Origin of the sequence: Streptomyces sp. DH10 (assembly GCF_029813805.1) — a bacterium.
Classification (GTDB): domain Bacteria; phylum Actinomycetota; class Actinomycetes; order Streptomycetales; family Streptomycetaceae; genus Streptomyces; species Streptomyces coeruleofuscus.
This window is the reverse complement of the sequence record NZ_JARVKU010000021.1, coordinates 16798-40880: the sequence shown is the minus strand read 5'-3', so window position 1 is coordinate 40880 and position 24083 is coordinate 16798. Positions and strand designations below refer to the sequence as shown.

Below are 24083 nucleotides of genomic sequence, written 5' to 3'. Positions count from 1 at the left end.
GTTTTGCTGGGGCTGTCATGCCGGGCACTCTTGGTGCTCGTACCGGTCGGCACTCGATCCGGCGGACGCGCGCTCAACGGCCACCCGGCGGCACGTCTCCAGTGACTTGAACGGCTTCCGGCACTTCCGGCACTTCTCACCGGGCGGGGCGTAAGTCGTGTACTCGTGCTGTCGCGCGTCAGTCGCGGTCTTCGCCGTCGTCTTGGCCATGCCTGCCGTCCCCTCGCGTGGTCCGATCGCAACCACGCTAGAAACAGCGGAACCTCAACTCCCAGCGGATTGCACGAGGTTGCACGCCAATCATCCGAGCGCATCCATAGCCGAAGTGATCAGCGCACGAGCGGCGGCACCGTAGACAGCCAAGTCGGCCAATTCCGCGAACGTTTGGGCGTACATGGCGACTTCGCTGGGCTGCGTGATCGTGAGGTACCCAGAGATCAACTCGACGTTGACTTGAGCGGCGTCGTAGATCCAGAACCCTTCAGCGGGCCAACGCTCCCGATCCGGCCTCATGGGCACAACTCCCAAGCTGACGTTGGGAAGTGAGGCAATCGAGATCAGGTGGCCAAGCTGTCCCGACATGACTTCCACGCCGCCAATCCCGGACCGCAACACCGACTCTTCAACGAGGAACGCGAACCGTCGGTCACCCTCGTACAGGACCCGCTGACGCTCCATACGAGCCGCTACAGCGTCGGCCACATCGTCCACCAGACCACGCCGCCGCTGGATCGCTTGAAGAGCCGCTGTCGTGTACGGCTGTGTCTGGATCATGCCGGGCACGAGCCATGAGGAGTACGAGCGGAAACGGCGGGTCCGTTGGTACAGCGGTAGGCGCGATTCCTGAGCTTGCTTGAGTCCGGCGCGCTCCATGCGTCGCCACCCGACCCACATGCCCTCAGCCGTCCGGAGCATGGCAATCAGGTCTTCGGTCTGATCCTCAGCCCCGCATGCACGGCACCACGCCCGGATGTCTTCAGCAGACGGAGGGGTACGGGCGTTCATGATCCGAGAAGACTTGGATCGGCTCCACTGGCATAGGTCGGCCAGATCAGCGCCGGTCAGCCCAGCATCCCGGCAAAGCTCACCGAGTCGATCGGCAAGAGCCTGCCGGGCTTGCTGGGCACTGGAAGATGCGGAGACAGCCATGGTGCGCGTTCGTCAGACAGGCTTGTATTCCGCGTGCGGGATCGCTCGTTCCCACGCGGCTTCGTACGCCTTGACGTACTGCGCGGCAAGGTGCGGGTCGTGCCAGACCTCCATGCCCGGACCCGTCCACTGACCCTCTCCGCTGAAGTGGTGAAGGATCACGGTCTTCTCGTCGATGACCCAGCCATCCAGCGCGGGCAGCAACAAGTCACGGGCCAGCGAACGGGGGAGCCAACGCACGTCTTCACCCGCTGCGACGTTCGTGAACGTGCCGTCGTACTCGTACCGGACGTAGTCGCTCAGCGGCTCGGAGACAACGCGAAGCCGCCGCATGGCCACGCCCCGTGCAGTCGTCGCCGCCACCACGTCCAGCCATGGGCGCCACCACGACTCGCGGTCGTCCGGGTCGTACCGGTGCCCTTCCTGCCAGCGGATGAACTCCGGGTCGTCGCGCATGTAGCTGTCTCGCATCTCAAGATGCATTGCTGACCGCTGCGCCGTGGCGAGTGCTTCACGTACCGCTGTTGCCACCGTTGGCCTCACTGTCCGGACGGGGGATGAACTGGAGCATGTTTGCGGGCAACCGGATCACGCTTTCGTGGTCCGGCACATCGGTTGAGTGGCCGGGCACCGAACCGACTTCCTGAGCCTGCCGGACAGTCTCCGCGTCCGCCGTCCATGACTGGATGATCAGGTCTCCAGTCGTGTCGTCCAGCCAGATCGTGGGTGAGCCGTCGTCGGGGGTGTTGGGCCAAATCCCCAGGAACTTTAGGGCCATTGGGCACTCCTGTACCGAGTCGGTTGCACAGACGTGCACGAGCCTCACCCCTACGCGTGGTCAGCGCAAGAGGGCAGGCAGGTACGCAGAAAGCCCCCTGAGCGCCCAGGATCGTTCCCGGGTACTCAGGGGGCTTCGTGGTGTTGCTGGGCGCCTAGAAGACGTCCGGGGCGTTCACGGCGTCGAACGCGTCGGCACCGGTCGGCAGTCTGCCCGCATCCCGCGCGAACGCGAGACGGAACGTGCGGAAGAGCGGGTGCGCCTCAGCCTCAGCGTGCGAGGAAGAAGCGCGAGCGATCCGGTTTGCAAGCTCCGCCGTCGTCGGCTTCAGGCTCACAGCTTCACCCCCTTGTCGTCCGTGCTCTTCAGCAGTGACGCAATCAGCGCGTCAAGGTCGTCGCCCCCGTCGCCGTCGGCAGGCTTCGCGGCGTACCCCAGGGCGCTGAACCACTGCCCGACGAAGCGTGCAAGCGGGTGCGCAACGTCGGCTTCTCCCCGCCGTCCGGGAACAACAAGCCCGTCGGCAATGATGCGCGCGACAGCGGCACGGTAAAGCTCCCTGAGCGCTTCCCTGTCGTCGTCCGGCAGCGGAGCACCCCCAGCGGCGGAACGGGCGACAGACGGACGCTCAGCCCCCTTCCGCTGTCGGTAAGCCTTATCGCGACAGGGCTTGCCGCAGTATTCGGCGTGTGTCTTGCGCGGCTCGAATTGCCCGCCGCAGACGGCACAGCTTTTGATCATCTTGATTTCCTTCCGTCGCCCCGAGCAAGGGGCCGCGCGACGCGTGCGTTTTCCGAGCTGGGGCCGGGATCGCTGAGACGTAATCCGGCGAACTTTCGGCGCACCCTCCCCATACGCAAAGCCAAAAGCGAAGCTGACGACCCGTCAGATACTTCGTTGACCAGGACATTAGCCCCGAGCCGGCATTTATCTGACGGACCATCACATAGCTACTGCGAATCCATCAGTCTACTCACGTGAGTAGGCTGATCAGCGACGCTTGAATTGGATAGGTGCACCCGGCCCGATGCCGCTCCCGACCATTGCCGCATGACTCGCCGTGAAGGTCCCCGTCTGGGCGTTGTACAGAAAGGCGGCATTGTCGACCGGACCGACGTCGATATACCCGCGCTGCCGGGGTGCGCCTAGCTCAATCCCCATTTCCGCCGCACGCTGTACGCACTCGGCAAACGGCAGGAAGTGAAGCCCATGATCCTGGGCGCAGCGCCAATCCAGCGTGACGAGACTGCCCGCTTCGGTACGCGCGACCACAGCCCCGGCAACCGGCCCATATGTGTCGCATTCGGCGCACCGTACCGGCGTGAATTCGTAGTGGCGCGCGAGACTCGCACCATAGCTAATCAGCGCTCGGTCATTACGAATGCGGCGCTGTGCGATTCGCGCCCTGGTCTTCTCAAACACTGTCGTTCACCAGTCCCCAGGATCGAAGGTTCAGCCATTGCTCGCAGTCGGCGCACACCATGCCGTCAGTCGTCAGCGGCGGATTGTTGAAACGCTCTTTCAAGCGCGCGACGTAGATACGCGACAAGTCGGCAGTACCGAATTCCGTCACTGCGCTGTGCGTAGTCGCTATGTCACATTTCACATGTCCCGCCACATTTCGCGCTGATGGAACCATTGTGTGCACGCGCGGCAAACAAGCGTGTGGCGCGCGTTCTTGACGGACGCAATCCGCACATTCGCACGCCTCAGAACTTCGCTTAGCTCGACCACTTCCACGAACGAAGGGGTATGAAATGGCATGCCGCCGTCGCTGATTGCTTCGGCCCTGTCTCGCCCCCGGCAATCGGCCGTTAGTGCACACGGGAGAAGCCCCGGAAAACCTGCCGCTTCAGCGCGTGCGGCCATGGCTTCCCGGAGCTTCACCGATTCATTCAGACTCACGCTGCGGGCTTCACGATCTGGACGTGAGCGGCATTGGCAACGACGACGTCACCGATTCGGGCGCGACCGGCGAAAGCAACCTGATCCTTATAGAAAAGCTCAGGGTGATCAGTGGCCGAAGCCACCCCCAGGTTCTCGCGCATGGCCACAGCAGTGTTCCCCAGCGCTGCCACAATCGCCGTGTCGGCAGGCACGGACGGAATGGCCACGATCGCAGGAAGCTTGTCGAGAAGCGCGCCGTCAATGGCGCCCAGGAAGGCCGCTTCAGTGTTCGGGTGCATCAGGATCGTGTCAGGCACGGCACGCGCCGTCTTGACCCGCGCAACGGCGCCCAGGACGCTCGCCACGGTGACAGTCGCGGCGGTCACGGTGCCCAGGTCGAGAAGGCCAGGAACGGTTACGTCACCGTCGGTTCCGCCGCTCACAATGACGTCGTCGACCCCAGCGCCCAGAGCGGAGAGAAGCGCAGCATAAAGGCTGGCTTCAAGCTGCGGGTAATCCTGAACGTCGTCGTGGTCGGCCTTGACCATGGCGGCAACCTTCACAGTCTCGAAGGTGCCAATCAGGCCGGTTGCAATGGTGCCCGGCTGAAGCTCATCATTCCGGCCGGTAATGCTGGCCTGAAGCTGCGGAACAACCGGCACGTAACCGCGCGTGGAATCGTGCGTGAAGGTCTGCACCCGGGCGAGAAGCTGAGAACCATTCGGCGCCTCAGCAAGCATGATCGGGGCGGGCTTCCAGTTGTCCGTGTCGAGTGCGTCAAGGGCGTCGGCGGAGCGCTCGACAAACGAGAAAGTCTCAGCGCGAGATACTCGTATTCCGAGAATTCGGACGTCATCAAAAGAGCGCTTCGCGACGTCGTCGGGACGCTGACGCGCACCCAGGGAAACCATGTGGTTGAAGTCGGCGGAGTCGCGCTCAGTCTCAACGGCGTCGCCCACAAGGCCGCGCACGGCGGCGTCATTCCTCGCAATCTCGGAGAGAAGACGCTCTTCAGTCTCCTTCGCTCCGGCGGGCAGGTTCTTTCCGTACTTTGCCTGAAGCGCCGTCAGCTTCGCAGTGGCGGCTTCCCGCTTCGCGATGTGGTCGGCGGCAAGGGTGGCGTTAAGGGTCATGGGTGTATTCCTTCGGGGAATTGTGCTGGTTGGTCGCTACACAGCGGTAGAAGTGCGGAGCGTTACGGAACTCCGTCGACTTGTCCGAATCACCCCGTAAAGCCTGAGCCGGCTGGGGGGCTTTTGGTAACTCTTCGTAGTATCTGACGGACCGTCAGGCACGCTAGGGCTCAGCGATAAGTGCGAGCGTGAGAATTTCGGTAATCACCGGAGCTGAAGCCCGCGAACATAACGGCGGCTTCGCTTCTTACCGGAAGGAGAAACGACGCTTCGGTTGTGAACCTCGTAACCGGCTTGACGTAGCAAGTCGCGCATTACGGCCGGAGAGGCACGAAAATGCCGCCCGTTCCAATCGGCCCAACGTCGGATAAACAGGGAGAGAATGCCAACCGTAAGGTCGTCGGCGTCGGCGTTGTCTACTGTCAGCGCGCGGAGTCCGTCACAGAAGGTGTGCCATTCGTCGGCTGTGAAATTGGGCGCCGTCGGTCGCTCTGTTCGAAGCTCAGCCATTGCGCGACGCCCCAGCGATGTTCCGCATTGCCTCAGCGGCAGCGACCTTCCGGTGACGCTCCATACAGCCATCACAAACGAAGTTGCTGCGCGGGTGAAACTGATTACACGGAACACCAGTCCAGCAAGCCCGGCAGGTGCGAAGCGGTATTTCATTACGCATGGTGTGAGTCCTTGACGAGAAGGTGCCGGACGGGCAACGGGAGCATCAACCGCCACCGGCCCGGAGAATTGAGGGAATGTGCGCTCAGGCCATAACGCGCTGAACCGTCGTCTGAACGACAGTCAGCGGAGCCGTGCGGCGCTTTCCGTTCACGTAGGTCTGAAGGTGAGTTGCCCGACGCTCCGCCATGGCTTCGAGCGTTTCGCGCGGATACCTCATGCGCGCCTTGAAGAACTCGCGCTCCATACGATCCGGCCCAGCGTTCTCGCGGTGAAGCCGGTCATAGGTGCGATGACAACGCGCGCACATGGGTCGGTAATGCGTCGTGTCCGTCGAGAAGTGACGGCGCTTGTCTGTCAGCTCATTCGGGTCGGCGTGGTCGTATGCCCAATGGGCGGCGTCGCCCCAGCACCAAACACACTGATGAAGGCTTGCCGGTCCACGTTCGGCCCGAACGGCGTTATGGGCGTTCTTATACGGGTCCATGAGAGAAGTCCTAGGGTGTGGTGGGAATGCAAAAAGCCCCCTCCCAGGGAGCAACCGAACGCGCCACCACACGCGTAACAGAAGCTCAACCCGGAAGGGGGCTAAGAGTGTGCATTGACCTGAGTAATAGGCCACCGGCACACGGCGGGTTCATGGGGCGGGTGATTGTGGTGGACCCGCAGCGGGCGCGAACGCCCTTCTACTTATATGAAGGGAGTCGGTGACTCGGGCGCGATACAGCGGGAAAAGGTCGTCGGTGACGTTGTGATGAAATGACGTCGACTCCGGATTGCACTAAGAGCTTCTATATACGTTCTGAATTTCAAGTCATTTCGTCACTACGTCACAACCCCCAGGTCAGAAGCCTGCCGCCTGCCCGCTGTGGTGACGCTGCGCCGGAGCCCTGAGCACCCGTCTCCGCCCCGCTGAGCGCTTCGACGTCTGCCGGTAGCTCCACGCCCCGCACAGCCCCGTATGCAGGCATGCAGAAGCCCCCGACCCTTCCCGCTGTGGGACTGGCCGGGGGCTTGTCTGTCGGCTACGCGCTCAGGGCTTCAGGGTGCCCCTGGAAGGCCGCTAGAAGCGCTTCTAGCCGCTCTATGCGCTGCCGGGTCAACAGGGTCCCGTCACCGCGCCATTGGGCGGCGTACAGAGCGTCAAGACGCTTCGTCAGACAGCGGACTTCAGCAGCGAGGAATGCGCGGTCTTCGTTGCTCATGCGGCAAGCTCCGCACCTGCGATAGCGGCAAGCTCCGCCGCAGCGTCAGAGTAGAAGTCGGCATTGAGCTTGAAGCGGGTACGGTGCTCTGGCTTCCTGGGGGCAAGACGGTTGACCGTGAAAGTTGCTTCAGCGTCGTGCAGCATTTCCCGCCGCGCGTCCACGTCCGCAAGCCGCCATTCGTCGGAGTACGTCCGGTCAGTTGGCACGGCTTCCCGCTTCGGCTCGACCTTTTCCCGCGATTCCAGTTCGGCAAGCCGTGAGTCAAGCGCGTCTGCGCGCCGCTGCCATTCTGCCGCCGCTGCGTTGCTCCGCTGCCGCCCCTTCTGTTCTTGGTGTTCTTTGAACTCCGCGAGTGTGGCAGCGATTTCGGGTGCCGGGTCGTATCCGGGGATTTCCCTGATCTCTGTCACACGAAGTCCGCCGATGACGGTAAGGAACTTGTCTTCAACGCGCTTTTCTGCCCAGTCGGCATTCAGGTTTATCGGCCGTCCGCAGCGCTGCCCGCGCGACGTCGCGCCGCACTTGTACATGCCCTTTGGGCGGTCGAGATAGGCGCGGCCCCCGCAGCCATCGCAAACGATGACGCCGAGCAAGAGCGCCTTCGTGTCGCGCCGGACGGCGGGCTTTGCCTTACGGGAGTCGAGAAGTGCGCCGATTGCATCGAACTCTTCGCGCGTCAGAATCGGTTCAGTGGTCGCCATAATCGGTTCGCCGTTGGCGTCGCGTACCGGATTGCCGTCATGTGTCTTCCAGCCGAGAAGCGCCGTGTTCCGCAGCAAACGGGGAATCATGGCAGGACGCCACGAGAAGCGCTCACGGGTCACGCTGCGCCCCTTCGTCGCTCCGGTCTTGCCGCCGGTCTTCCGACCGTTCTTCAGCGCCCAGTGATCGCGTGGGGAAGGAATGCCTTCTTCGTTCAAGTCGGCGGCAATGGCGTTCGCGGTCTTACCGGCGAATAGGTCGCGAATGATCCGCTCAAGAACGGCGACGGCTTCCGAGTCTTGGCCCAGCGTCCATCCGCTGCCTTCAAGTTCCTTCGGCGCGTAGCCGTAGAACGGCCGTCCACCACGCCAACGAAGCTCCATGGTGCGCATTGCCGTCTGTGCGCCGCTGACGCGCTCACGGATTGACTGAGCTTCGAACTCAGCGGCAAATGCGAAGATTTGAAGGATCAGTTGCGTGATCAGGTCCACGCCGTTGCGGAAGTCGAGAACCAACCTGCCGCCCGGTCCCTCAGCGAAAACCAGCACTTTGCGGCGGTCACGTGCCCACTGAACAAGTTCGTTCAGGTCGGCCATGCTGCGAATTGCGCGATCAAAACGCCAGTAACAGAGAACGTCGAATTCGTCGGCGCGCTCAGTAAGCCACGATCCCAGTGCGGGGCGCGTGAAGGGCGTTGTCTTGCTCGCGCTGACGCCCAGGTCTACGGCTTCCCCGATGATCTCGGCGCCCAGGAAGGCAGCGGATTCCTCGTTTGCCGCCGTCTGACGCTCCGGCGACGTGGTTTCGTCCGTGAGGACGCTGAGGCGGACGGCGGACAGTGCACGAAGGGTGGTCATACTCGCGCGGAAGGGAGTCGGTGACTCGGGCGCGGGGGTCAGGGTCGGTGCCACTGGTTTCACTCCCAGGTGGGGGTGAGTCCTGACCCTTCGGATACTCGGAGGTGACCATCCCCGCATCCCTCCGTGCCGCACGCGCCCCGCGCATCACGGCACCCAGCCGTGCCCGTACCGCCTGATACATCTCAACCCCCGTAGGAAAGAGTTCGAACTTCTGCTCGTCGTCGCTGACTTGTTCTGCCGATCCGGGTTTCCGCCTCAGCCGCCACCCCCTCCGAGCACGCCGCCCGCGAGCCCGATCACCACGGGCAGCACACCGACCGCGATGAACGCGGGCAGGAAGCACAGCCCGACCGGCGCGCTGACCATGACGCCCGCTCGGCGCGCCCTGGCCGTCGCGGCCCGGCCCCAGTCGGCGCGGGCCTCGGCGGCGAGTCGTGCGACCGGTGCGGCGGCGGGCAGTCCTGACACATCGGCCCGTTCGAGCAGCCGGGCCAGGCCTCCGGCGCCCGGGAGGGCGGCCAATCTCCGCCAGGCGGCGCCCGGTTCGCCGCCCAGCCGTACCTCCGCCGCACCCTGGGCGAGAGCGTCGCCCACCGGACCGCCCAGGGCCTCTCCCACGGCCTGCGCGGCGACCACCGGGCCGGCGCCCGCCGCGATGCAGGCCGCCAGCAGATCGGCGGCCAGGGGCAGTTGCCGCGCCGCCTCGGCGAGGCCGGGTGCCGCTGGGTTCTTGCCGGCTGCCTCCTGCCGCAGCCGCCACCGCCACATCCCCACCGCGCCGGCCACTCCGACAGCGACACCGACCGGGCCGCCGATCAGCGCCCACGCGGCGCCCGCGACGCCCACGGGGGCCAGCCATCTCCGCGCGGTCCGGCTCAGGGCGAGGCGCGGGGCGGAAGGGGGCGCTTCGCGGGGTGACAGCTCGGCCAGCCGGCGCCGCATCCTCCGGCGGTGCCGGGCCTGCTTGAGCCGGCGCACCGACCACCAGAGGGTCATCGCGATCCCCACCGCCACCCCCAGCCTGTGGACAACTTCCCCGCTCATGCCGCCACCTCCGCGCCCCGCACGATCCGCAGCACCCACCACAGCCCCAGGCCCTCCAGCACACCGCCGGTCACCAGACAGCCCAGGCCCGCCGTGGTGTGGAGCAGGACATGGAGGGGGTCGGCGCCGAGGGCGGTGCCGATGAGGAGCCCCAGGGCCGGCAGCCCGGCGAGCAGCACCGCCGTGGCCCGGGCACCCGCCAACTGGGCGCGCAGGTCGGAGCGTTGGTCCCGTTCGGCGCGCAGGGCGGCGGCGAGCCGGTCGAGTCCGGCCGCGAGCCCCGCGCCCTGGTCCACGGCCACCCGCCAGCACGCCGCGAGTCCCCGCAGCCCCTCGGCACCCGGTTGCCTCGCGGCGGTCGCGAGCGCGTCGGGCACGTCGCCGCCGAACCGTGCCGCCGCCAGCACCGTCGCCTGTGCGTCCGCGAGTCCGCCGCAGTCCCGCGCGGCCCGCAGCAGCGCCTCTCCCGGCTGGCGTCCGGCCCGTACCTCACCGGCGAGCGCCCCGCACAACGCGATCACCGCGTCGCCCCGGCGCTCCCGGTCCCGCCGCGCCTGGCCCGCCAGCCGGACCCGCCGCAGCAGCGGCACCCCGGCCGCTCCGAGGACGACCGGCAGCACCGACGCCCCGAGCACCGCGAGCACCAGCCCGGCCACCGGCGCCCACCACTCGGGCCGCAGCCGCCCACGGACGCGCCGCACCCCACCGGCCATTTGCCGCCACCCGGGCGGCCCGGTCCCGACTGTCCCGCCGCCCGCGAGCAGCAACCGCGCCCGCCGTGCCGCCGAGTGACGCTCCCCCAGCAGCAAGACCGCCGCACCCATGCACGCCACGGCCGCACCCATGGACATCTCAGCCGCCCCCGTCATGACTCCGCACCCTTCACCGCGAGCTCACCCGGCCCGCCCTCGCTTCCCTGACCCCGAAGCAGCCCCCGCAGCCGCTCCCACCCCCGCTCGCGCAGGAAGGCCTTCGCTCCCCACCGCAGCGCCGGCACCGTCCGCACCAGCCCCGACGGGTCCCGCTCCAGCACATGCACCTCGGCGATCCGCCGCCGCCCGGTCCGGTCGCGCACGAGGTGCAGCACCACGGAGAGAGCGGCCGCCACCTGGCTGTGCAACGCGGCCCGGTCGAGCCCGGCGGCCGTACCCAGGGCCTCCAGCCGGGCCGGTACGTCGGCGGCGGCATTGGCGTGCACGGTTCCGCATCCGCCCTCGTGGCCGGTGTTCAACGCGGCCAGCAGATGCACCACTTCGGGTCCGCGCACCTCGCCCACGACCAGCCGGTCGGGCCGCATCCGCAGCGCCTGGCGCACCAGGTCCTCGAGGGTGACGAGCCCCGCGCCCTCCTGGTTGGCGGGTCTGGTCTCCAGCCGCACGACGTGCGGATGGTCCGGCCGCAGTTCCGCCGAGTCCTCGGCGAGGACGATCCGTTCGTCCGGCCCCACCAGTCCCAGAAGGGCACTCAACAGCGTCGTCTTGCCGCTGCCCGTGCCACCGCTGACCAGGAAGGACAGCCGCGCGTCGAGCAGCGCGCGCAGCACTCGGTCCCCACCCGGCGGCACCGTGCCCGCCGCGACCAGCTCGCCGAGTGTGAAGGCACGCGGCCGTACGACGCGCAGAGACAGGCAGGCGCAGCCCACGGCGACCGGCGGCAACACGGCGTGCAGCCGGGTCCCGTCGGGCAGCCGCGCGTCGGCCCAGGGCCGGGCGTCGTCCAGCCGGCGCCCGGCCACGGCGGCGAGACGCTGGGCGAGCCGTCGTACGGCGGCCGCGTCCGTAAAGCGCACCGACGTGAGCTCCAGGCCGCCGCCCCGGTCGACCCAGACCCGGTCCGGGGCCGACACCAGCACGTCGGTCACCGACGGGTCGGCGAGCAGGGGCTCCAGCGGCCCGCTGCCGACCAGCTCGGACCGCAACTGCGCGGCGGCCCCCAGAACTTCGGCATCCCCGAGCACCCGGCCCTGTTCCCGCAGCGCTTGCGCCACGCGCGCGGGGGTCGGCTCTGCCCCGCTCTCGGCCAGCCATCGCCGCACCCCGTCGAGCAGTTCCGCGCCCTTGAGTCCGGCCAGGGTGCTCACGCCGCACCCGCCTCGACGAGTGCCCGCTCCCAGAACTCCTTGCAGAACCGGGCGAGCGGTCCGCGCGGGGCGGCACCCGGGGGTGCCGTGTCTCCGTCCGGGCGCAGCAGCTGCGGCTCGACCGGTACCTCGCCGACCAGGGGCAGTCCGAGCAGCCGGGCCACTTCCCGGGCGTCGAGCCCCGGCGGGTACGGACCGCGGACCGCCACCCGCAGATCGCGCAGGACCATGCCGACGGCGGACGCCACCCGTCCGGCGGCCGCGACGGCGCGCAGCTCGGTGGGTACCACCAGTACGCCGACGTCGAGTTGGGTGAGGACCTCGGCGACGCCGTCGTCGATGCGGCGCGGCAGGTCGACCACGACCGTGCCGCCCCGGCGCCGGGCCGCGGCGAGCACCGAGCGCACCGCCTGGGGCGGGACGGCGATCCGGTCGCCGCGGTGCCAGATTCTTTCCGCAAAGATCGTGTCCCTCGCAGGTCACGTCTCTTTGGGCGACGGGCGAAGCCTCAGCCCGTGTCGCATTGGCTCGGAGCGTTGCGTCGCACAGCTGGCTCGCCGGGACCCTATCAGGTGACCAGAGTCACATTGGCTCGTAGGAGGGGGACCGACGACCGGAACCCCGCGCCAGCCTCTCTAGCAGACTGCGAAGCGACCTGACAGTGTGCCGATCCGTCGGTGATGCCACGGAGTGGTTAGGGATTTGGGGCCTCGGTTCGGATGGTCCGATGTCACATCCGCCTGGACGGACTCATGTTGATGTTTCACTTGTGCTGAATTCAACGGATGCTAGGCAAGTTGCGATCACGCTGGCTCGATGGAAGCGTAATACCTGGTGGGGTCTTCCAGGGTGACCGACCTTTCCGTGGAAGCGGCATCCTTCCCGTGGCGAGTTGGGAGTCTGGTCCGCTCGCCGCAACTCACAACGAATTCGAAACAGTGGTTCAAATGGCCGAAATCCGCGACCTAACAGCAGAGATACATGACGTCAGGGAATGGATCAAAAGCGCCGGGCAGGCCCTCCTGACACTGGAGTACAAGGACCATCCTAAATTCCCTGGCTTCATCCGGAGCGAGGACATTGATTCGCCATCAGAAGCAGGGGCTGCTCGTGGACGCCAGCCTCTTCTCCTCATGGCTCGTAGGGGTGCCCGCAAGTCAGAACCAGCCAAGACGTCAACACACAGGTCGTTTGCGGCACTCATCGATTTTCTCCGCTTTCTCACTGAGGAGGGGAAAAAAGAGAACCAGCCGGAGAAATGGGAGGAGGAGGCACGTGCACTTGCCAAGAGATTGATCAAAGGCTATTACGACGAGATAGACCCAGGGGATATGAAACGGTACCGCGGAGATGTCCCCTCAACATTCAGGGATAGCCACCTTCTCCTCGCCCTTGCACGCCTGAAGATGGCCCGCAGCCTTCTTGGTCTTGAGTCAGCAGATGACGAACGCCTCAAGAAAGTAATTCACAAGCTATCAGCCGCCATCTCTGACGACGTTCACCGCAGTCGGTTCAACATTGACGAGCAATCTAGGCATCTATTTCACGATTACATAACGCTCTTCGCGGTGCGAGCTGCGGACACCATCCGCTCCACCTATAGGGTGGAGCCGATAGCCGTGGAGATAACTGATCACTACCCAAATTTGGCCAAAATAGTGCATCGAGATATCCTAGCCCAGCTCGGCGCATACTACGCCCAGGATGTCTCGCGCTTCGACCCCGCAGAACTCGCCTTCCGGATGTGTCTGCTCCATAGGCTCGACGAACACGCGTTCGCGCAGATTGGCGGCCCGGCGCTCCGCGTCATCAAGGAAGCGCAATCCTTGAACGGGTCTTGGCCTACCGCGAGGCGCGTATTCCTCCAGAATCATCAGATCAATGGCCGCGGGGGAGAATTGCACGTGGGGAGCAATGACATAGCACTTGCCCTCTCAGCCATTCTGTGCGGCGAGATAAACCGAGGCCAGGACGAAAACGTCCCTCTATTGCTAGATGTACTTCACAGTGCTTTCCTCAACGCCAAGGCAAGCGTTTGTGACCTGGGGCACAGAAAGGGATGGTCTAGCGACCGGACTCGGCCACGGGACCACGTGGAGTCATGGACTACTGCTGTGGTTCTGTCCTTCTTTGATCGCTACCACACAGCTTTGCGAAGGCTGCGGCAGCGAGAAATACTTGGGAAATACCCGTCAGTTACATACGCCAAGGCAGACGATTTCCACTGGCCGGATCTCACACCATCGATTCGTTCCGCTCCAGAAGACGAGGGCACCTTCGAGGTCCGCGATCCTACAGCGAGCCGCAAGCTCAACGAGAAAATAAACGAAAAATTCCTGGCTCCTGTGAAAAACAGCCCCGTAAGGCGACCGGAGAATATTTCACTACTACTTTCTGGCCCTCCCGGGACAGGAAAGACGAGTCTTGTGGAAAAGATGGCGGAATCTCTTAACTGGCCCCTGCTAACTCTCTCTCCGCCTGACTTCCTTCAAGGGGGACTTGAGAAATTCGAAGTCTCTTCGGCAAAGATCTTCGATGACCTGCAGAAGCTCCGGAGAGTGGTGGTTCTGTTTGATGAGTGCGAGGACTTTTTCCTCCGCCGAGACACGGAGAATACGCGGGCAGTAAGCGAAAGGACAATCGGTGCATTCATCACCGCCGGGATGCTTCCCAGGCTGGTCCGTCTACGTGAGCAGGGCTGGCTCATTTTTGTCCTGTCGACTAACATAGCGATCGATCAACTCGATCCCGCAGTCATCAGACCCGGCAGGTTTGACTTCGAACAATTTCTCCCGCACCCGTCTCAGGAAGCCCAGGAGGAGTATATACGCGCACAGAGGTTGGACGGTGAGCCCGCTACGCGCCTGCGTGATGTATTGCGTAAATGCACAGGCGATCAGCCAATTTCCTTCCGCATCCTCGACGAGCTCATCGCGTTCCTCAAATACAATAACCGCGCTAGTGAGGATGAGCTGGAGAGTCAGATACGTAGACGGATGAGTCCTGGACCTCCCCGGCTTGAGAATTCGTAAGGTCTTCTCGGAGGAGTGGTCGGCGCTCGTCAGCGAGCGATCCCCCAGTGAACGGTGCCGGACCGCGGTGATGCGACAGGGACGGTCTCAGTGCTTGGCTGCGGCCCTGGCAGAGGGATGGACCCGGGCCGCGGGCCAGAGCTCGACGGCGAGCGCCATGACAGGCGGGCCCGTGCATGCCCCAGCGGGCCACGGCGGCCCCGCGCACGTCAACGCATTCCGTCGGCAGCTCCAGTCGGCGCCGCCTTTCCGGCCAGAGAACGGCGGCGCCTGGACGACGGTCAACTGCAGGAGCCGATTGTGCCAGAGACGGGTCCTATAGGCGCCAGGGCGGCGACCTTGCCGTCGGCAGCTCTTTCGGCACGCAGTCGCTCGATTTCGAGGTGCTGTGCGGCGATCCGGGACAATGCCAGTTGCTTGAACTCTTTGAGTTCGGCGAGTTCGGCGTTCTGTTCTTCCAAGCGTGTTTCGAGCTTGGCGTTCTTGTCTTTGAGTCGTTGGATCTGAGCGGTTCTAGGGTCGACGACGATGCCGGCCTCTTGGAGAAGCTTCAGCCGTCGGTCGAACTCTTCGGCGAGGTGCTGGTAGGGGCCGGGGCGGGTGGTGCCGTCGCGGTTCTTCTTCGGGTAGAACGCGGTGCGGGTCACGCCCGCTTCGGCCGCCAGGGTGCTGAGGTCGCATTTGCCGCCGGGCGGCAGTTCACCGCGGAGCAACCGGTCCGTCGCGGCCCGGATCGCTTCTTCCTTCTGTTTCCGGGTCTCTTCAGTGATGCGTCCCATGTCAGGCCCCCTGCGCGGTCGCGGCGTCGATCTCGGCCAGGACGCGCAGGTCGCGGTCCAAGTCGGCTTGGAGGCGGGCCTTTTCCGTCTGTTGGCCACGCCTGATGTTGCCGATGAAGATCTTTTTGTTCTCCGCGCTGTCGGCCCAGACAGGGCGGTGGCTGAGATGGTGGGTGGCCTGCGGGCAGCGGGCGGAGTCACACATGCCTGCCAGCGGTTTGTCCGCCCCTGGTGTCCCTGCGAGGGTCAAGCACAAGGCCTTGGCCGGGTCGATGAACCAGCAGTAGTTGGCGATGCCCAGGTACAGCGTCTTTGCCCGTTTCGAAAGGAGGTTGATGACTTCCTGATCGCCCGGCTTCACTCCTGGTGCGGCGGCTTCCATTGCCTGCAGTTCCTGGTCGACGGAGGCGAAGAAGTCGATCAGGTCCCGTGCTCCGGGGCCGGTGGGCATGATTCCCTTCTGTGAGTCGCGGAAGGCTGCCAGTGTCAGGTTCTGGTTGCGGGTCTGCTCTTCCGCGGCGACATCGGCCAGAAATTCGGCCTGTGCGCCTCCGGGACGTGCTGCGTAGCCCTCGGTGGTCACGACGGTCACGTGCTTGAGGTGGATCTTCGCGGCCAGCAGTCCGCCTGGCCTGTGCGCGAGTTCCATGGCCAAGGTGCGGCGGGTGATCCGCAGGTTGATCGGTTCGTCCGGGATTGGAATCAGCCCCAGTCGCTGCCCTTCGGGACTGTTGACCCAGGTGCGCAGGGTGTTGCACCGCCCGATGAAGGTGAAGCGGCCGAACGCGTAAGGAGACGGGCTCTGGGGGTCCTGGAGGTCGACCGCCAGTTGGACGGCGTCGTAGGCCTGGCGGACGGTGACCCATTCGTCCCAGACGCCGCCGAGTTCCTGCCCCTTGATCAGTTTGGTCCGCAGCCTGTAGCGCATCCGGCCGGCTTTCAGATCCTGGGGTGGCACACAGGCATCGACCGGCATCTCCATCAGTTCACTCGCCCGCATCCCGGTCAGCAGTGCGACCACGACCATGCAGGCCGTCCGGACCCGGTCCACCAGGAAGTTGAGTGCCATGGCTCCGGCGACCCCTTCGGTCCAGGGCACCTCGCTGCTGCCGTCCGCGCGGGTCACGGCCGGTGCGTCCCGTCCCCATCGAGGTCTGACGCCGACTGCCGCCACTGCCTGCTCCAGCAACGGGCGCATGGTGGGAAGCCATCGGTGAGCGAAGGTCAGCTTGCCCGCTTTGCGGGCAACGGCGTTCAGGCTCACCTGCAGCAGAGGGTCCTCTTCGGACCACCCCTCGTGCAGGCGGCTGGCCACCTCAGTGGGCTCAAGAAGTTGCAGCGGCTCGTCATCGGCGATGTGGGCGCTGATCGCCGCACTGAGGCGGGCCTGCCACCGCTCATTGCTGGTCCAGGTGGGGGTTTCCTCCTCCTGCCGGACACAACGGACCAGTTCCAGAACGTGCGGGCCGAGTGTCTCGACGATGTAGAGGGCTGCTGCCAGCCATGGCTGCAGAGCCTCCTGCCGCAGCGGCTGGGCCACGTTCTCCCCCCGGGCCTTGCAGCCGGCGACCTCGAAGGGCGCACGGCCCGACCACGGAACGAATCCCTCTGTGAACCGGTCTGCGGTAAACAACTCGTTGTAGAACGCGGGCTCCTGCATGACCTGCACTGCGTGCATCCGTGCCTCCTGAGAGGCCGGCCGCAGGACTCTTCCCTTGCGGTCCCGGACGTCGCTGCGGTGGAGGTAGTAGGCCTGGCAGTGCTGCTGGGTGACATCGGCCAGCGATGTGACGCCGTGCCCGGTGAGCCAGTTGAACCACTCGGTGAGTTTGGTGAGACGGCCGTGACCGGTCTTGACCGCGACGGGGTAACGGAAGGCTTGCGGCAGTTCGCGTACGGCTTCATGTCCCGGGGCCAGGCGGGCGAAGGAGAACTCCTGAGCCACCACGCGCCAGCGTGGATTACGGACCTTGGAGAAGTCCAGCTTGCGTTCGCTGGGTCTGAGACTGACCGGCAATCCCTCGACGTCAGCGAAGGACCAGATCAGATCCCCGACGCGGGGACGGATCCCGCCCTTCCTGACCGTCAGGCCAGCTGCCTCGCAGATGTCGATCGCGGCGAGCGAACCAGCCTGCTGGCCAGCTTCCTCAGCCGTGCCGGTCACCGTCGTCATCGTGTTCCTTCTTCCGGCCGCAACGGTAGTTCGGTGTCGTCGTCGATGACCTGCGCGGTTGCGGCGAGGAGAGCCTTGGAAGTGAAGTGGGCGTCGGGGGCAAGTAGCTCGGCCAGGCGCTGGTCGTAGCGACCAAAGACACCCATGAACTCGGCCTGGGTCATCTGGTCCCACTGGCGGGCGAAGAACGCCCGCAGGCGCATCAGGTTGGGCAGGTGCCGAGGCGTGAACAGGGCGAGCGGACAGAGCAAGCACACCCACGGGCGGGCCGGGCACGGTTGTCCCTTCGGACCGTGCAGGCCCGACAGCTGGTCGCCGCAGGCGGCGGTGAACACATCTCGTGCTCCGCCGACTAGCGCGTCCAGGGCCTCGTCGTTCAGACCCAGGGCGGCGACCTTCTCGGGGTAGTCGCGGACCAACACGGCAACGTCCTCGTCGGCCAGGACCACCGGTGCCTCGGCCCGTCGCAGCATGTCGTTCTGTGCTTCGGCGATGATCTCGTCAACGAGCTCGCGCTGCTTCGGGGTCCCGGCCTTCAGATAGTGGTCGCCTTCGACCTGAGGACTTCGGTTGGGATCCAGGGTCGCGCGCCTGCTGCCCGCCCATGCTCGGCGGTCCCGCATCGAGTCGTAGGTGGTGCGGATCCGGTGCATGTTCATGGCCAGCGGTTTCCCGTCGTCCCCCATCAGCCCTCGGTCCACGACCCACTGCCGGATCGTGGTGACGGTGGCCGGCCGTGTGACCCAGGGACCGTGGTCGTGCGGGTCGTAGCGCACCCAGAGCGCCTCCCGGGCATCTGGCGGAGCGAACTGGCGAGCCAGCGCGGAGTGATCGGTCCACTGCCGCAGCAAGCGGGTCGCCCGGGTGGTCAGCGTCCGGCTCTCCTCGGCCGTGCGGCCCTTGATGTAGTTGAGCAGGATCGTTCGGTCACCGGCCCAGTCGACATCAGTCAGCCCAAGGTCATCCAGACCGTCCGGCACGATGCCGGTGTAGACCCCGAACAGCAGCCGGTAGCCGAGCATGGTGCTGACATTGGGGAAGAGCTTGGCGGCCTCCCAGCTGCGACGCCAGCGAAACCTCGTCCGGGGCAGCCCTGAGGGATGCGACGAGGACCAGGTCGCGAACGGAGCCGCCTCCACCGGCCCCAGTTGGGCATAGAGCCAGAGCATGTTCGCGTCCGTCCAGCCGTCACCCTCGCGGGGGTCCCGGGCCGACTCGGCCGTCTTCACCGCCAGCCGGTGGGCCGCATACGACTCCTTGACCGCGGTGCGGCAAACCTCGGTCAGGCGTGCCCACTCGGTCTCGCTGTAGGGCTGCAGGTATTTGCGGTCACGGCGGCGGTCCGAGACGAACCTCCGGCCGTCGACCAGTTCACGGACATCGGGACGCAGTACCCCCTGGAGATCATCAAGGCGTCGCAGCATCATCCGTGCACGGCTTTCCTGCACCGGCCGGTGCTTCCCACTCATCCAGAGCGCGGCCAGACGGCCACGAGTCAGCTCGGCCGCACCACCGGTGAAACCCAGCTCGCTCAGACCGTTCGTGAGAACCCGGATCCCTGTCAGATAGCCGGCCAGCGTGTTCTCCTGGTCGATCCTGCCGTGCGGATGCACGAGGTCGGCTAAGCCGTGCAGCAGTTCACGAGCCAGCACCGGGTTGCGGGTGGAGACCTTCTCGCCGTGGGCCACGCTGTTCACCCACCGCGTGCAGTCGGTGCCGTCGCTGAAGATCGCGGTGATGCCCGGTGGCTCATCGATCACGGTAGCTGGCATCAGATGTCACCTTCGTCGTCTTCGTCGAATTCCTCGGCCGCCTCGCGGTCTGCTGCCCGCGACAGGGCCGTGGACCGGCTTTCTGGCGCACGCAGGTCGGCGAAGATCCGCGTTGTATCAAGACGGTTCAGGTACTTTTCCGTGGTCAGAGCACTGGAATGTCCCAACAGGTCGCGCAGGACCAGCAGCGGTTCATGGCTGGTGAGGTAGAGCGCCAGCGCGGCATCCGTGTCACCAGGCTGGACCCTCTGTGCCAAGCGCACGTAGTAGCCGGACACGAGCTTGGCCATCGTCTGCATGGCGAAGGTGTGGCGCCCTCGGTGCGGATGAACATGCGGGAACCGCGGCTCGTAGCGTTCCCGAATCCGGTCCGAGACGCGTTCGAAGACCGTGTTCCACGCGGTGAACGGCCGTCCCGGGCCACATACCGACAACAGCATCGACCCGCCGCCGGGCTCGACCAGCCGGCGACGCTCACCCGGCCCCAGGTCCTCCCACTGCATGCGGACGCCGTTGATCCGGCCGCCCCGGGCATCGGCCTCGGTCACGATCAGCGGCTCACCCCAGCGGGCCGGCGGCATCCACGTCGAGCCCGCCACGGCGGTCGCACGCTCGAATGCCAGGTAGCCGTGGAGCTCGACAAGCGTGTCGTAGTCGACCCACGTGTTGCGGAACTTTCCGCCCTTGGTGATGGCCCACGGCAGCGGCACTAGCGTCGGGATCTCGGTCCGCCGCTTCGGCAATGCCGGAACCTCGCAGGCCAGCAGGTAGGTGAACTCCTGCTTGCGCGGTCCGGAGGCGAACAGGAACCGGCCCACAGCCGCATTGCGGGCCATCTCCCGGCCCCGGTAGCCGCGCTCTTCCGAACCGTCCGGCTCTAGGCGGGCCAGACCCTTGAGGAACAGGTCAGCGAAGTCGTCTTCGAGGTACTTGATCGTCACGTGCCCCTTCGCCTGGCGGCGACGGGCCTGATTGACTTTCCCCTCACACAACTGCCCCTCGAAGAGGCCCGTGGCGTGGTCGTAGGTGAACGGCAAGGCGGTGGCGTATCCGTTCTCGATCGCCCAGGAGTAGAACTTGCCGAGCATGGCCATGTGCTGGTTCCACGTCGACGCCCTGAACCGGGCCTCAAGAGGTCCCCGGGCGCGATGGACCGCGTAGGTACCCAGCAGGGCCTTGAGCCGATCCCTGCCATCAAACAGACCTACTCCGTGCTCGTCGCCGAACTCCATCCACTCGCGCACGGCGCGGACGTACGACGGCCACGAGTTGTCCGACGGGACCTTGTTGGTCGGTAACTCACAGGCCCAGCGGTTCACGACCGCGGATGGACGCAGCCCTTGATCGTCCTCGAAGAGCAGGTCTTCATCGAAGATCAACGACATGCCTTCGGGGATGACCGGCTTGAACTCCAGTCCCCAGGTCTCCCAACCGGAAGACGAGTAGATCACTTGTTGCATGCCCGGGGACGCTACCCGGCGGGACACCCTTCCCGGGCCCCAACAAACAATCTCTGACCATGGGCTTCGCTCTCAAAGCGACACTGCAACTAAGCAGAAACAACCCAGCTGAGCACCCGCAGCGAGTGCAGTTCAGGCAGCGACTCCTCCAGAGCGCCCCCGCCGACCCGCCCGCGTGAGGAGGCGAACGCGGGCCAGCGCAGCCCGTCGGCCGTCTCACCGCCGAGGAGTACGTCGAGTCCGCCGCCCAGCGGATCGGCGTCCACGAGGAGTGTGCGCAGCCCCTCGCGCGCTGAGGTGACGGCGAGCGCGCACGCGAGCGTGGACGCTCCGGCCCCGCCGCGGCCGCCGATGACGCCCACGGTGAGGGCGGGCCGGCCGACGCCCTCGGCCACATCGGCGATGCGGTCGACGAGCCACTGCTCGCCGTCGGGCAGCATCAGGACGTGCTCGGCGCCGATCTCGACGGCCCGCCGCCACACCCCGGAGTCGTCCTGGTCCCGGCCGACGAGGACGACTCCCCTTCTGCGCGCGGCCCCGCGTACCCGCCGTGCGGCGTCGTCGCCCACGAGGACGAGCGGCGCGGCCTCCCAGCCGCCTCTGCGGTCGGGTACCCCGTGGTGCACCTCGGGTGTGGCGCCCGCCGCCGCGCACAGGCGCAGCAGGTCGTCGAGGAGTTCGCTGTCCTCGGTGACGATCAGCGGTCCGCCCTGCCGCCCTCCGGCGGCCGGCGGCGGATCGTGTGTGACGGCTCCGGCCACGGTCTCCATCCCCCTTCACTGCGTGACTCGCACGGCCCCTGCGGCCCCGCGATTCCCAACGTGGGAGAACCGGCAAGGCGGCCTCCCTTTGAACGGCCGACACCAACCGGCCAAACGCCCCCGGCAATCGGAGCCGGGCCATGAACCCGCCCCGAGCCGGGTGCGCTGGAATCACGGTGCAGTGATCCCGGAAATCGTGTGGATCTTGGTGGATAACTGTGGACGCCTCGACGGTTGTGAATATCGCCGTCACCCATACCGGTGACGCCCGCAGGCCCTCAGTGCGACTTTCCACAGAGCAGCCCGATGACTACGGAACGTGATGAACCATGGGCATGTCAACAACCCGCTCGAAGCGGCAGCAGAGCGGCAAAACCGGCCGCGCGAAGAAGGAGAAAACCCATCCGGACATGCGACGACCCCCGCCGGGGGGGAGAGCGGGGGTCGTCCCCACGGCCGACTCGGGGGGGGAGGAGTCGGGCCGGGTTAGCACGGTCGCGAACGATCCGTGACTTCCATGGTGTACCCGAGAGCCCTCTCAGGCAAACCCACGCGCCCCACCTTACGCCGAATGGGCTGCCCCTATGCTCAAGGGCGTGGAAAACCACTCCTTGCCCCGCACAGCGGCCTTCTTTGACCTGGACAAGACGGTCATTGCGAAGTCGAGCACGCTCACGTTCAGCAAGTCGTTCTACCAAGGCGGTCTGATCAACCGCAGGGCCGTCTTGCGAACTGCATATGCCCAGTTCGTCTTCCTGGTCGGCGGCGCCGATCACGACCAGATGGAGCGCATGCGCGCCTACCTCTCCGCGCTGTGCCGCGGCTGGAACGTGCAGCAGGTCAAGGAGATCGTCGCCGAGACGCTGCACGACCTGATCGACCCGATCATCTACGACGAGGCCGCCTCCCTCATCGAGGAGCACCACACCGCCGGCCGCGACGTGGTGATCGTGTCCACCTCGGGCGCGGAGGTGGTCGAGCCGATCGGCGAGCTGCTCGGCGCGGACCGCGTCGTGGCGACCCGCATGGTCGTGGGCGAGGACGGCTGCTTCACCGGCGAGGTGGAGTACTACGCCTACGGCCCCACCAAGGCCGAGGCCATCAGGGAGCTGGCCGCGTCCGAGGGTTACGACCTCAGCCGCTGCTACGCCTACAGCGACTCGGCGACCGACGTGCCGATGCTGGAGTCCGTCGGCCATCCCCACGCCGTGAACCCGGACCGCGCGCTGCGCCGCGAGGCCCTCGCGCGCGGCTGGCAGATCCTGGACTTCCACCGTCCGGTCCGGCTCAAGCAGCGGATCCCCGCATTCTCAGTCCCGCCCCGTCCGGCGCTCGTCGCGGTCGCCGCGATAGGCGCCGCCGCGGCCACGGCCGGCCTCGTCTGGTACGCGAACCGGCGCCGGGCGACCGTCGTTTGACCTGGGCGACACGAAGTCCTATTTGAACGCAAAAGTAAAGAAGTGCAGTCTGGACTTCCGCTTACTCCGGGGCAGGAGTACAAAGGACTCAACGGCCCGCGAGACCAAGGACATCCGAGAGGATCACCTTAATTACGCATTTGGCCCCACGGACCGAGCATGAACACCGGGCACCCACGCGACGTCGACCCGTCGATTACGGGCCAGCCGCACCAGGGACGGGCAAAGTTCCCGACCTGATGGGCATATATCGAGGACGCTTGGTACCCCGATGCTCATGCCAGCGGCGGTACGAGTTCTCGTACCGCCGCATTTATGTGCCGACCCGGTCCTGCTGTCACGCAGCTCCGCGCTGCAACGCCTCGCACACCGCCGTCGACTCGCGTGCCCCCAGCTCGACCGCCCTGCCGCAGTGGGCGATCCAGGCGGCCATGCCCTCCGGTGTGCCGGACACGTACCCGTCGAGGGCTTCCAGGTAGGCCTCACGCCCCAGCTCGGCGTGGCCCACCTCGGCCGGGCAGACCGACTTCGGGTCCAGGCCGCTGCCGATCAGGACGATGCGTTCGGCCGTGCGGGCGACCAGGCCGTTGTGGGACGTGAAAGGACGCAGCGCGAGGAGTTCGCCGTGCACGACGGCGGCCGTCACCAGCGCCGGCGCGCTGCCGCCTGCGATGATCAGCTCGGCCAGCCCCTCCAGCCGGCCATGCGCCTCGGCCGCGCTCGGCAGCGACAGCCCGACGAGCGGCTCGTCGACCTGCTCGCCCTCCTGCCGCGGCCGTCCCACCTGGTCGGCCTTGTCGGCCGCCGCCACCAGGTGCAGCCGGGCCAGGACCCGCAGGGGCGACTGCCGCCAGATGGACAGCAGCTGACCCGCCTCCGCGGTGAGCCGCAGGGAGGCGCCCACGGTGCGCGCCTCGTCGCCGCTGAAGTCCGTACGCCGACGGACCTCCTCCAGTGCCCAGTCAGCGCCGGCCAGCGCCGCCGAGCCACGGGCGCCGCGCAGCGCCGCCTCCGAAGTGATCGCGTTACTGCGCCGCCGCATGATCCGGTGCCCGTAGACCCGGTCCACGGACTTGCGCACGGACTCCACGGAATCGGCCACCCCGGGCAGCGCCCCCAGGGCCGCGAGAGGGTCGGCGGTCGCGCCTGCTGTACTCATGAGTACGACCCTACGC

General features: G+C 66.2%; 20 protein-coding genes and 2 pseudogenes. 2 read left to right on the top strand and 20 right to left on the bottom strand.

Annotated features, from left to right (window positions below; genetic code table 11):
- Nucleotides 1–300: 300 nt before the first annotated feature.
- From QC385_RS33555 to QC385_RS33490, 14 genes and pseudogenes are all read right to left on the bottom strand, one after another.
- On the bottom strand, nucleotides 301–1149 hold the full coding sequence (locus tag QC385_RS33555) for a helix-turn-helix domain-containing protein (protein ID WP_279545130.1): 849 nt from the start codon (nucleotides 1147–1149) through the stop codon (nucleotides 301–303).
- Nucleotides 1150–1161: 12 nt separating this feature from the next.
- Complete coding sequence (locus QC385_RS33550) at nucleotides 1162–1680, bottom strand: DUF6879 family protein (RefSeq protein ID WP_336621341.1); 519 nt, start codon at nucleotides 1678–1680, stop codon at nucleotides 1162–1164.
- Complete coding sequence (locus QC385_RS33545) at nucleotides 1661–1927, bottom strand: hypothetical protein (protein ID WP_279545129.1); 267 nt, start codon at nucleotides 1925–1927, stop codon at nucleotides 1661–1663. The genes QC385_RS33550 and QC385_RS33545 overlap by 20 nt, the downstream gene beginning before the upstream one ends.
- 154 nt (nucleotides 1928–2081) lie before the next feature.
- Nucleotides 2082–2264 carry a hypothetical protein gene (locus tag QC385_RS33540; RefSeq protein ID WP_279545128.1) on the bottom strand — a complete coding sequence of 61 codons (183 nt, stop codon included), beginning with the start codon at nucleotides 2262–2264 and terminating at the stop codon, nucleotides 2082–2084.
- Entirely contained in the window at nucleotides 2261–2668 is a 408-nt protein-coding gene (locus QC385_RS33535) for a hypothetical protein (RefSeq protein WP_279545127.1), read from the bottom strand. The genes QC385_RS33540 and QC385_RS33535 overlap by 4 nt, the downstream gene beginning before the upstream one ends.
- Nucleotides 2669–2917: 249 nt before the next feature.
- Nucleotides 2918–3349, bottom strand: a complete 432-nt coding sequence (locus QC385_RS33530) for a hypothetical protein (protein ID WP_279545126.1) — start codon at nucleotides 3347–3349, stop codon at nucleotides 2918–2920.
- Complete coding sequence (locus QC385_RS33525) at nucleotides 3342–3500, bottom strand: hypothetical protein (RefSeq protein WP_279545125.1); 159 nt, start codon at nucleotides 3498–3500, stop codon at nucleotides 3342–3344. Before QC385_RS33525 ends, QC385_RS33530 begins: the two co-directional genes overlap by 8 nt.
- Before the next feature lie 328 nt (nucleotides 3501–3828).
- Complete coding sequence (locus QC385_RS33520) at nucleotides 3829–4947, bottom strand: phage major capsid family protein (protein ID WP_279545124.1); 1119 nt, start codon at nucleotides 4945–4947, stop codon at nucleotides 3829–3831.
- A 757-nt stretch (nucleotides 4948–5704) separates the two neighbouring features.
- Nucleotides 5705–6106 (bottom strand): hypothetical protein, encoded by a 402-nt coding sequence (locus QC385_RS33515; protein WP_279545123.1) that lies wholly within the window; start codon nucleotides 6104–6106, stop codon nucleotides 5705–5707.
- Between the two features lie 714 nt (nucleotides 6107–6820).
- A complete protein-coding gene (locus tag QC385_RS33510; protein ID WP_279545122.1) occupies nucleotides 6821–8386 on the bottom strand; it encodes a recombinase family protein in 1566 nt (521 codons plus the stop codon).
- A gap of 258 nt (nucleotides 8387–8644) precedes the next feature.
- On the bottom strand, nucleotides 8645–9433 hold the full coding sequence (locus QC385_RS33505; RefSeq protein ID WP_279545121.1) for a type II secretion system F family protein: 789 nt from the start codon (nucleotides 9431–9433) through the stop codon (nucleotides 8645–8647).
- Nucleotides 9430–10302, bottom strand: coding sequence for a type II secretion system F family protein (locus tag QC385_RS33500; protein ID WP_279545120.1), 873 nt, complete (start codon nucleotides 10300–10302; stop codon nucleotides 9430–9432). Before QC385_RS33500 ends, QC385_RS33505 begins: the two co-directional genes overlap by 4 nt.
- Nucleotides 10299–11513, bottom strand: a complete 1215-nt coding sequence (locus tag QC385_RS33495; RefSeq protein ID WP_279545119.1) for a TadA family conjugal transfer-associated ATPase — start codon at nucleotides 11511–11513, stop codon at nucleotides 10299–10301. The genes QC385_RS33500 and QC385_RS33495 overlap by 4 nt, the downstream gene beginning before the upstream one ends.
- Nucleotides 11510–11959: pseudogene (locus QC385_RS33490) on the bottom strand (septum site-determining protein Ssd); the annotation flags it as partial. The gene QC385_RS33495 and the pseudogene QC385_RS33490, both read right to left, overlap by 4 nt.
- 501 nt (nucleotides 11960–12460) lie before the next feature.
- Here QC385_RS33490 and QC385_RS33485 point away from each other — a divergent pair.
- The gene (locus tag QC385_RS33485) at nucleotides 12461–14545 is read left to right on the top strand and encodes an AAA family ATPase (RefSeq protein WP_279545118.1); all 2085 of its coding nucleotides are present in this window, start codon (nucleotides 12461–12463) and stop codon (nucleotides 14543–14545) included.
- Between the two features lie 281 nt (nucleotides 14546–14826).
- Here the strand turns inward: QC385_RS33485 and QC385_RS33480 are convergent, their stop codons facing one another.
- The 5 genes and pseudogenes from QC385_RS33480 to ssd all read right to left on the bottom strand — a co-directional run.
- Nucleotides 14827–15324: a hypothetical protein gene (locus QC385_RS33480; RefSeq protein ID WP_279545117.1), complete on the bottom strand. Its 498-nt coding sequence runs from the start codon at nucleotides 15322–15324 to the stop codon at nucleotides 14827–14829.
- Nucleotide 15325: 1 nt separating this feature from the next.
- Nucleotides 15326–17497, bottom strand: a complete 2172-nt coding sequence (locus QC385_RS33475) for a site-specific integrase (protein ID WP_279545116.1) — start codon at nucleotides 17495–17497, stop codon at nucleotides 15326–15328.
- On the bottom strand, nucleotides 17494–19185 hold the full coding sequence (locus tag QC385_RS33470; RefSeq protein WP_279545115.1) for a hypothetical protein: 1692 nt from the start codon (nucleotides 19183–19185) through the stop codon (nucleotides 17494–17496). Before QC385_RS33470 ends, QC385_RS33475 begins: the two co-directional genes overlap by 4 nt.
- Nucleotides 19186–19268: 83 nt before the next feature.
- Complete coding sequence (locus QC385_RS33465; protein WP_336621340.1) at nucleotides 19269–20729, bottom strand: site-specific integrase; 1461 nt, start codon at nucleotides 20727–20729, stop codon at nucleotides 19269–19271.
- 104 nt (nucleotides 20730–20833) lie between these two features.
- Nucleotides 20834–21499, bottom strand: a pseudogene (gene ssd, locus QC385_RS33460) (septum site-determining protein Ssd); the annotation flags it as partial.
- 575 nt (nucleotides 21500–22074) lie between these two features.
- Between ssd and QC385_RS33455 the strand changes: the two are divergent.
- Entirely contained in the window at nucleotides 22075–22908 is an 834-nt protein-coding gene (locus QC385_RS33455) for an HAD family hydrolase (RefSeq protein ID WP_279545114.1), read from the top strand.
- Nucleotides 22909–23245: 337 nt separating this feature from the next.
- Here the strand turns inward: QC385_RS33455 and QC385_RS33450 are convergent, their stop codons facing one another.
- Nucleotides 23246–24067: an oxidoreductase gene (locus tag QC385_RS33450; RefSeq protein WP_279545113.1), complete on the bottom strand. Its 822-nt coding sequence runs from the start codon at nucleotides 24065–24067 to the stop codon at nucleotides 23246–23248.
- Nucleotides 24068–24083: the final 16 nt, after the last annotated feature.